Origin of the sequence: Kineococcus indalonis (assembly GCF_009906395.1) — a bacterium.
In the GTDB taxonomy this organism is placed as follows: domain Bacteria; phylum Actinomycetota; class Actinomycetes; order Actinomycetales; family Kineococcaceae; genus Kineococcus; species Kineococcus indalonis.
This window is the reverse complement of the sequence record NZ_JAAALM010000568.1, coordinates 1-2,438: the sequence shown is the minus strand read 5'-3', so window position 1 is coordinate 2,438 and position 2,438 is coordinate 1. Positions and strand designations below refer to the sequence as shown.

General features: G+C 77.2%; 3 protein-coding genes. All 3 read left to right on the top strand.

Annotated features, from left to right (window positions below; all coding sequences use genetic code 11):
- Nucleotides 1-240 precede the first annotated feature (240 nt).
- On the top strand, nucleotides 241-672 hold the full coding sequence (mraZ, locus tag GTR00_RS18970) for a division/cell wall cluster transcriptional repressor MraZ (RefSeq protein ID WP_166613120.1): 432 nt from the start codon (nucleotides 241-243) through the stop codon (nucleotides 670-672).
- Nucleotides 673-780: 108 nt separating this feature from the next.
- Nucleotides 781-1,989 carry a 16S rRNA (cytosine(1402)-N(4))-methyltransferase RsmH gene (rsmH, locus tag GTR00_RS18965; protein ID WP_166613119.1) on the top strand — a complete coding sequence of 403 codons (1,209 nt, stop codon included), beginning with the start codon at nucleotides 781-783 and terminating at the stop codon, nucleotides 1,987-1,989.
- On the top strand, nucleotides 1,989-2,438 hold a 450-nt coding region (locus GTR00_RS18960), incomplete at its 3' end, for a cell division protein FtsL (RefSeq protein WP_166613118.1). The genes rsmH and GTR00_RS18960, both read left to right, overlap by 1 nt.

The window sequence follows — 2,438 nt, the reverse complement described above, 5'->3', positions numbered from 1 at the left end:
TCCCCGCGGGGCCGGTCGCGGACCCCGCCGCGGCCCCGCGGGGAGCCCCGCGGGGCCGGTGGGCCGGTGCCGGGGGGCCGCCGGGCGCCCCACCGCGCCCCACCGCGCTGACCTGCGGCGATGCGCCGCTGCCGTGATCACGGCGCGTCTCGTGACGTTGACCGTGGAGGAAAGTGGAGTACGGTGGAGGGGAGCGGCTCAGGAGGAGCCGCTCGGGACCGTCCGTCGGGGGTTGCGGTTGTGTTCCTGGGCACCTACACCCCCCGCCTGGACGACAAGGGGCGGCTGATCCTCCCGGCCAAGTACCGGGACCAGCTCTCCGAAGGACTGGTGATCACCAAGGGGCAGGAACGCTGCCTCTACCTCTTCCCCATGCAGGAGTTCGAGCGGATGCACGAGGAGCTGCGGCGGGCGCCGCTGACCCGCAAGGAGGCCCGCGACTACCTGCGGGTGTTCCTCTCGGGCGCCTCGGACGAGGTCCCCGACAAGCAGGGTCGCCTCACCATCCCCCCGATGCTGCGCAGCTACGCCGGGCTCGAGCGCGACCTCGCCGTCACGGGCGTCGGGTCCCGGGTGGAGATCTGGGACCTGCCCACGTGGGAGGCCTACCTGGCCGGCGCCGAGCCCGCCTTCTCCGACCAGCGCGAGGAGGTCCTGCCCGGGGTCGTGTGACCCCCGGTCCCCGGCACGCCCGGGGGCGACCGTCGGCCGCGGCCCCCAGCCGCTCCGGACCGGTCCTGACACCTCTTCCCCGGTGCCAGGCACGGACCCCGTGAGCGGATGGGGACCCCGGTCTACGGGGACGGACGGCGACGTCGGCCCGCGGCCGGCGGGGGAGCGAGGTGGAGCACGGTGACCGAGGACGCGCAGGCCGCTGCGGTCGCGGCCCGCCACGCCCCGGTCATGCTCCGGCGGTGCACCGAGGTGCTCTCGCCCGCGCTCGCCCGCCCCGGTGCCGTCTCCGTCGACGCCACCCTGGGCATGGGCGGGCACGCCGCGGAACTCCTGCGCCTGCACCCGCAGCTGCGCCTGGTCGGCATCGACCGCGACCCGCAGGCCCTCGAGCTCGCCGGTCGCCGCCTCGCGGGTTTCGGCGAGCGCGTCACCCTCGTGCACGCCGTCCACGACGCCCTGCCCGACGTCCTGGACGACCTGGGCCTGCCGGTGGTCGACGCGGTGTTCTTCGACCTCGGCGTCTCCTCCCTGCAGCTCGACGAGGTGGAGCGGGGTTTCTCCTACGCGCGCGACGCCCCGCTCGACATGCGCATGGACCCCGGCGCGCCCACCACCGCCGCCGACGTGCTCAACACCTACCCGCACGCCGAGCTCGCCCGGGTGCTGCGCGAGTACGGCGAGGAGCGCTTCGCCGGCCGCATCGCCGCGGCCGTGGTGCGCGAGCGCGCCGCCGAACCCTTCACCGGCTCCGCCCGGCTCGTGGACCTGGTGCGCGCCAACGTCCCCGCCGCCACCCGCCGCACCGGCGGGAACCCCGCCAAGCGGACGTTCCAGGCGCTGCGCATCGAGGTCAACGACGAGCTGCGCGTCGTCGAGCGCGCCCTGCCCGCCGCGTTCGAGCGGCTCGCCGACGACGGCCGCCTCGCGGTGCTGACGTTCCACTCCCTCGAGGACCGCATCGCCAAGAACGTGCTGCGGGGTTTCACCGAGAGTTCCGCGCCGCCGGACCTGCCGTTCCTGCCGCCGGGTTCCGGCCCGCGCGCGGAACTCCTCGCCCGCGGCGAGGCCGCGGGCGAGGAGGAGCTCGCCGTCAATCCCCGGGCGGCCTCGGCGCGCCTCCGCGCGGTGCGCAGGCTCCCCGGCGAGGATCGGCCGCAGCCGCAGCGGGAACCCGGCCGCCGGGCGGGTTCCCTGCCCCGCCCGGCCGGCCGGGCCGAGCAGGTCCGCGCCCCCCGCGGCCGCACCGGGCGCGGGGCCGCACCCGGTCCCGCCCACAGCACGAGGCACGCCCAGGACGACGGAAGGACCCGGTGATGAGCCAGCCCCTGATCGCGGCCCGGAAGGTTCCGGTCCGCGCTCGCGAGGCGCGCCCGGACACCGCCGGACGTCCCGAGCTGCAGGTGGTGGTGCCCCCGGCCGTGCGCCGCGTGCGCCTGCCGCTGCCGGTGGCGTGCGTGCTGCTGCTGAGCCTGGGGCTGTTCGGGCTGCTCATGACGAACATCGCCATCGCCGGCGACGCCTACCGCCTCACCGACCTGCAGGTCACCTCCCAGGGCCTCGCCGACCAGCAGCAGGCCGCGCAGGAGTCGCTGGCCGCGCGGTCCGCGCCGCAGGCGCTGGCCAGCCGCGCCGCCGAGCTGGGCATGGTCCCGGCGCCCGCCCCGGTGCACCTGACCGCGGACGGCGCGGTCGGGACGCCCACCGCGGCGCCCACGCCCACCGCCGGACCCACCGCCGAGCCCGCGCCCGCGGCCCCCGGCGCC

Bases quoted from the DNA above. Each gene is read 5' to 3' on its own strand.
- rsmH (WP_166613119.1), top strand. From the start codon at position 781: ATGGGGACCCCGGTCTACGGGGACGGACGGCGACGTCGGCCCGCGGCC.